Origin of the sequence: Streptomyces alkaliterrae, from assembly GCF_007097205.2 — a bacterium.
GTDB classification, from domain to species: Bacteria; Actinomycetota; Actinomycetes; order Streptomycetales; family Streptomycetaceae; genus Streptomyces; species Streptomyces alkaliterrae.
In genome coordinates, this window is the sequence record NZ_VJYK02000323.1 from 1 (window position 1) to 5,997 (window position 5,997).

6 protein-coding genes and 1 pseudogene are annotated in these 5,997 nt (G+C 72.2%); 4 read left to right on the plus strand and 3 right to left on the minus strand.

Annotated features, from left to right (window positions below):
* The coding region (locus FNX44_RS22610) for a sensor histidine kinase (protein WP_228450123.1) at positions 1–1,374 on the plus strand (1,374 nt) is incomplete at its 5' end.
* A 62-nt stretch (positions 1,375–1,436) separates the two neighbouring features.
* Complete coding sequence (locus FNX44_RS22615; RefSeq protein ID WP_143650639.1) at positions 1,437–2,129, plus strand: response regulator; 693 nt, start codon at positions 1,437–1,439, stop codon at positions 2,127–2,129.
* 26 nt (positions 2,130–2,155) lie between these two features.
* On the opposite strand, the gene FNX44_RS22620 is transcribed toward FNX44_RS22615, so the two are convergent.
* On the minus strand, positions 2,156–2,494 hold the full coding sequence (locus FNX44_RS22620) for an XRE family transcriptional regulator (RefSeq protein WP_143650635.1): 339 nt from the start codon (positions 2,492–2,494) through the stop codon (positions 2,156–2,158).
* Positions 2,491–2,670: a hypothetical protein gene (locus FNX44_RS22625; protein WP_143650636.1), complete on the minus strand. Its 180-nt coding sequence runs from the start codon at positions 2,668–2,670 to the stop codon at positions 2,491–2,493. The genes FNX44_RS22620 and FNX44_RS22625 overlap by 4 nt, the downstream gene beginning before the upstream one ends.
* A gap of 46 nt (positions 2,671–2,716) precedes the next feature.
* Between FNX44_RS22625 and FNX44_RS22630 the strand changes: the two genes are divergently transcribed.
* Complete coding sequence (locus FNX44_RS22630; protein ID WP_143650637.1) at positions 2,717–3,931, plus strand: cytochrome P450; 1,215 nt, start codon at positions 2,717–2,719, stop codon at positions 3,929–3,931.
* Between the two features lie 169 nt (positions 3,932–4,100).
* Here FNX44_RS22630 and FNX44_RS22635 read toward each other — a convergent pair whose 3' ends face one another.
* Positions 4,101–5,387, minus strand: coding sequence for an adenylosuccinate synthase (locus FNX44_RS22635; RefSeq protein ID WP_143650638.1), 1,287 nt, complete (start codon positions 5,385–5,387; stop codon positions 4,101–4,103).
* 166 nt (positions 5,388–5,553) lie between these two features.
* Between FNX44_RS22635 and FNX44_RS29180 the strand changes: the two are divergent.
* A pseudogene (locus FNX44_RS29180) lies at positions 5,554–5,997 on the plus strand (diacylglycerol kinase); the annotation flags it as partial.

Sequence of the window (5,997 nt, forward strand, 5' to 3'; positions counted from 1 at the left end):
GGTCGGTGGGCCGGGGTGTCGGAGCCGAGCGATCCGCGTACGGAGTTGGCGATGGTGGGGGACGCGTGGGCGGCGTTCCGGGCTGATCTGGTGGAGCCGATACGGGAGTTCCGGCCGGTCGCCAGGTTCGGGGCGGCCCGGTGGCCGGACCGGTTGCCGGGGCCGCTGCGGCGGGCCGTGCGGCGGTTGCCGCAGACGGCGGTGGTGGCGGCGGCGGTGCTTGTCTTCTGCGCGGACTTCGCGGCCCGGTACACGCAGGGGAGCGGGATTCCGGCGCTGCTGACCTCGCTGGTCGTCGTGGCGCCCGCGGTGGTGCTGCTGACACGTCCGCTGATGGCGCTGTGGTGCTCGTTGGGTGCGACGGTGCTGGTGCCGGCGCTGCTCGCGGGCGGCGACCCGTGGTGGTACGGGCATGTGCCGGGGCTGGCCGTGCACGCGCTGGTGCTGGTCGTGGTGGCGTGGCGCTCCCGGCCCCGGACGGTGGTGTCCCTCGGCGTGCTGACGGGGATGGCGGCGGTGGTCGCGGCCGTCATGTACCCGTGGCAGACGCCGAACGCGGCGGCCACCACCATTTCCTACGGGATGCTGCTGCTGGTGGTGGCGGGGCTGCGCGGGTGGCGGGACTCGCGGCGGAAGGTCGTCGAACAGGAGGCGGTGGTCGCCGAGGAGCGGTCGCGCCGCACGCTGCTGGAGGAACGGACCGTCATCGCGCGGGAGTTGCACGACGTGGTCGCGCACCACATGTCGGTTGTCGCGATCCAGGCGGAGGCGGCGCCGTACCGGGTGGAGGACCCGCCGGAGGAGCTGGTGCGGGCGCTGGGTGTCATCCGGGAGAACGCGGTGACGGCGCTGACCGAGCTGCGCCGCGTCCTGGGCGTCGTACGGACCGACGCGGAGTCGGACGGCGAACCGGAGGCGCCGCAGCCGACGTTGGCGGACATCGGGACGCTGCTGGCCAACGTGCGGGAGACGGGCCGGGAGGCGCGGCTGGTGACGACGGGCGCTGTGCGGGGGCTTCCGCCGGGCGTGGAGCTGTCGGCGTACCGCATCGTGCAGGAGGCGCTGAGCAATGTCCTGCGGCACGCGCCGGGCGCTGCGGCCTGCGTGGAACTCTCCTACGTACTGGGCGGGTTGGGGCTACGCGTGGTGAACGACCAGCCGACGGGTCCGGCCGGGCCGGATGCCCGGGGGAGTGGGCAGGGGCTGGTCGGGATGCGGGAGCGGACGGGTCTGCTCGGCGGTGAGTTGGCCGCCGGTGAGACGCCGGAGGGCGGCTGGGCGGTGGAGGCGTTCCTGCCGGTCGCGGTGGCGTCTGACGGCGGTCTCGCGGTGCCGGAGCCGACCAGCGTCGTGCTGACGAAGGCGGCGGTGTGAGCATCGGGGCGGGGCCGGACACGGCGGCGACGATCCGGGTGGTGCTCGCGGACGACCAGGCCATGGTCCGGGAGGGCATCTCCGTACTGCTGAACGCGCAGCCGGGCATCACGGTCGTCGGGGAGGCGGCGAACGGCCGCGAGGCGGTCCGCGCGGTGGCCGAACTCAGCCCGGACGTGGTGCTGATGGACGTGCGGATGCCGGAGATGAACGGGCTGGAGGCGACCCGGGAGATCGCCGCCGTCTCCGCTGCCCGGGTGCTGATCCTCACCACGTACGACCTCGACGAGTACGTGTACCAGGCGCTGCGGGCCGGCGCGTCGGGCTTCCTGCTGAAGGACTCGTCGGCGCGCCAACTTGCGGACGGGGTACGGGTGGTGGCCGCGGGGGAGGCGCTGCTGGCGCCCCGGGTGACCAGGCGGCTGATCACCGAGTTCGCCCGGCTGCCGGAGGCGCCGGGGCTCGCGCCCGCCGGCGGGCCCGCCGCCGGAGTGCCCGGCGCGGGACCGCCGCGCGGCGACCGCGCGGCGGCCGTCGGGCGGCACGAGGCGCTGACCGAGCGGGAGACGGAGGTGTTGGCGCTGATCGCCCAGGGCCTGTCGAACGTGGAGATCGCGGCGGCACTGGTGGTCGCGGAGTCGACGGTGAAGACGCATGTCAGCCGCGTCCTGGTGAAGCTCGGCCTCCGCGACCGCACCCAGGCCGTCGTCCACGCCTACGAATCCGGCCTGGTCCGCCCCGGCGGCGTCTCCTGACGCCGCCGGGTGGCGTACCGCGTGAGTCAGCCCACGGTGTACTCGGTGTCGCCGAAGTCGGCGACTACACGCAGGCGTCCGCCCAGCGCCTCGACGTACGAGCGCAGAGTGGCCACCTCGGTGCGGTCGATCTCGCCGTGCTCCAGGGCAGAGACACGAGGGGCGGAGACCCCCATCGTCTCGGCGACACCGCGCTGGGTGAGCGCCTGCTCGCGCCGGATCTCCGCGAGCCTGTATGCACGGATCGTGGCGTCGAGCCGTGCCATGGCCTGCCGCTTCTCCTCCGCAGTGCGCATAGGAAGACCGGCGGCCTCTCGACGTTCGTAGACCTGCCGCTTCAGTTCGTCCCAACGCGTCGTCGTCATTCGTACTCCCGGAGATCGAGTTCGTTCAGGTGCGCGGCGTAGCGCTTCTCCGCGACGGGGATGTTGGCGTCGTACCAGCCGCGCCAGTCACCCGCCTTGTCGCCGGCGACAAGCAGGAGAGGCGTGAAGTTGACGCAAGCGTTAATCGAGCGCTGGTGGGTCTTGATCACGTTCACTCGAACGGGTGTGTGGGGTGGGGGTTGGGGGGCGTAGCTTCGGGTGATGAATGGTGTGAGGGGATTCGACCCGTGGTCGCCGGCCTTCGTGGCCGATCCGTATCCGGTCTACGAGGAGCTGCGGCGGTCCGGGCGGGTGCACTGGTACGAGACGTCGCGCCAGTGGTTGGTGCCGGGCTATGACGACGTGCGGGAGTTGCTGCGGGACCGGCGGCTGGGGCGGAGCTATCTGCACCGGTTCTCGCACGAGGAGTTCGGGCGGAGTGCGCCGCCGCCCGAGGAGGAGCCGTTCCACACGCTGAACGCGCACGGGCTGCTGGATCTGGAGCCGCCGGACCACACGCGCATCAGGCGGCTGGTTTCCCGGGCGTTCACCCCGCGCATGGTGGAGCGGTTGGCGCCGACGGTGGCGCGTATGGCGGACGAGCTGGTGGGTCGGCTTGTCGAGGAAGGAGGAGGGGATCTGCTGACGGCGGTCGCCGAACCGCTGCCGGTGGCGGTGATCGCGGAGATGCTGGGCGTGCCGGAGGCGGACCGGCCGCTGTTGCGGCCGTGGTCGGCGGACATCTGCGGCATGTTCGAGCTGAATCCGGATCGGGAGACGGCCGCTCGGGCGGTGCGCGCGGCCGAGGAGTTCTCGGCGTACCTGCGGGAGCTGGTGGCGCTCCGGCGCCGGCAGCCGGGTGAGGACCTGGTCAGCGCGCTGATCGCGGTGCACGACGGGGACGGGGCACGCCTCGGCGAGCAGGAGATGGTGTCCACGTGCGCGCTGCTGCTCAACGCGGGGCACGAGGCCACGGTGAACTCCACGGTCAACGGCTGGTGGACGCTGTTCCGCCACCCGGCGGAGCTGGCGCGGCTGCGGGCGGAGCCGGAGCTGCTGCCGAGCGCGGTGGAGGAGCTGCTGCGGTTCGACACGCCGCTGCAGATGTTCGAGCGATGGGTGCTGGAGGAGGTGACGATCGGCGACACGGTGCTGCCGCGTGGCGCGGAGGTGGCGCTGCTGTTCGGCTCGGCGAACCGGGACCCGGCGCGCTTCGCCGAACCGGACCGGCTGGATCTGGGCCGGGCGGACAACCCGCACATCTCTTTCGGGGTCGGCATCCACTACTGCCTCGGCGCGCCGCTGGCGCGGGTCGAGCTGGCCGCGTCGTTCCGGGCGCTGCTGCTGCGGGCTCCGGGGCTGCGGCTGGTCAGCGAGCCGCAGTGGCGGCCGGGGTATGTGATCCGGGGCCTGCGGGAGCTGCTGGTGGAGGTGTAGGCCGGCGGCGGCGTGAGGAGGCGGGGCGCGGCGCGTGGCGGGGGTGCGAGCCTGGGCGTACACCCGCGCGCCCCGGTGACCGCTGCTCTCGCGCGCCCCAGTGCCGGCCGCCGGTGGCCGGGCGCGGTGGGGTGTCACCGCGCCCGGTCCGGGAGCCGGGCGGCTGTGATCAGTCCAGGAAGGAGTTGATCTGGATCGTCTCGTCGCGGCCGGGGCCGACGCCGATGGCGGAGATCGGTGCGCCGGACATCTCCTCCAGCGCCTTTACGTAGCCCTGGGCGTTCTTCGGCAGGTCGGCGAAGGTCTTCGCCTTGGTGATGTCCTCCGACCAGCCCGGCAGGAACTCGTAGATCGGCTTCGCGTGGTGGAAGTCGCTCTGGTTGTAGGGCAGTTCCTCGACGCGCTTGCCGTCGATCTCGTACGCCACGCAGACCGGGATGCGCTCCCAGCCGGTGAGCACGTCGAGCTTGGTGAGGAAGAAGTCGGTGAGGCCGTTGACCCTGGTGGCGTAGCGGGCGATGACCGCGTCGAACCAGCCGCAGCGGCGGTCGCGGCCGGTGGTGACGCCCTTCTCGCCGCCGATGGTGCGCAGCGCCTCGCCGTCGGCGTCGAACAGCTCGGTCGGGAAGGGGCCGGCGCCGACGCGGGTGGTGTACGCCTTGAGGATGCCGATGACCCGGTTGATGCGGGTCGGGCCGACGCCCGCGCCGGTGCAGGCGCCGCCGGCGGTCGGGTTGGAGGAGGTGACGAACGGGTACGTGCCGTGGTCGACGTCCAGGAGGGTGCCCTGGCCGCCCTCGAACAGCACGACCTTGCCCTCGTCGAGCGCGTTGTTCAGGACGAGGGTGGTGTCGCAGACGTAGCCGCGGAGCTGGTCGGCGTAGCCGAGCAGGTTCTCCACGACCTGCTCCGGCTTGATGGAGCGCCGGTTGTAGAGCTTGGCGAGCACCTGGTTCTTGAAGTCGAGGGAGGCCTCGACCTTCTGGAGCAGGATGGACTCGTCGAAGAGGTCCTGCACCCGGATGCCGACCCGGTTGATCTTGTCGGCGTAGGTGGGACCGATGCCGCGACCGGTCGTGCCGATCTTACGCTTGCCCAGGAAGCGCTCGGTGACCTTGTCGACCTCGGTGTGGTACGGGGTGATCAGGTGGGCGTTGCCGCTGATCAGCAGCTTGGAGGTGTCGACGCCACGCTCGTTCAGACCGCCCAGCTCGGAGAGCAGGACGGACGGGTCGACGACAACGCCGTTGCCGATGACCGGGGTGCAGGTGGGGGAGAGGATGCCGGAGGGCAGCAGGTGCAGGGCGTACTTCTGGTCGCCCACGACCACCGTGTGACCGGCGTTGTTACCGCCCTGGAAGCGGACGACGTAGTCGACGGAACCGCCCAGCAGGTCGGTGGCCTTTCCCTTGCCTTCGTCACCCCACTGAGCGCCGAGCAGCACGAGTGCGGGCACAGGCGTACACCCCTTCCCTTCGGGGCATGTCCCACGTGCGGAAGTGGCGGGTTTCGGTGACCGCCACCTGGAGAGCCGTTTGGACCGGTGCCCCGGATAGACGAAGCCCCTGGCGCAACAGCGGCAGGGGCTCTTGCACCGAGAGGTTACCTGAGGAAGGACGAAGGTGTCGGCTCCAGACCTGCTCGTGGTCATCGACCCGGCCGCCCGGCAGAACGACGGGGAGTCCGTGCGCATCGCGCGGGACGTGTTGTGCGCCGGTGCGCCCGGCGCGAAGGTGTGTCTGCCGTCCGGGCTGGAGGAGCTGTGCCGGGCGCTCGCTCGGCGCGGTCACCGACAGCCCGTGGTGATCGGCGACGACAGGGCGCTGACCAGCGCGCTTCAGCAACTGCACCGCGAGCAGTGCGGCGGGCCGCCGGTCGGGGGCGGGCCGGTCCCCGGCGTCCCGCCGCAGTCTGACCAGCCGGTGGCGGATTTCCGGGCGGCGGAGTATCTCGGCTCGGCCACCGGGCGCGGGTCGGCGGCCCGGCCGGATCTGGACGTGGAGGCGGCGGCCGACCGGGTGAGCGGCGGCTGGGCGGCAGGTCGGCGGGGGGAGGCAGGTCGGCGG

Coding starts and splice junctions, on each gene's coding strand:
- FNX44_RS22615 (WP_143650639.1), top strand. CDS start 1,437: ATGGTCCGGGAGGGCATCTCCGTACTGCTGAACGCGCAGCCGGGCATC.
- FNX44_RS22620 (WP_143650635.1), bottom strand. CDS start 2,494: ATGACGACGACGCGTTGGGACGAACTGAAGCGGCAGGTCTACGAACGT.
- FNX44_RS22630 (WP_143650637.1), top strand. CDS start 2,717: ATGAATGGTGTGAGGGGATTCGACCCGTGGTCGCCGGCCTTCGTGGCC.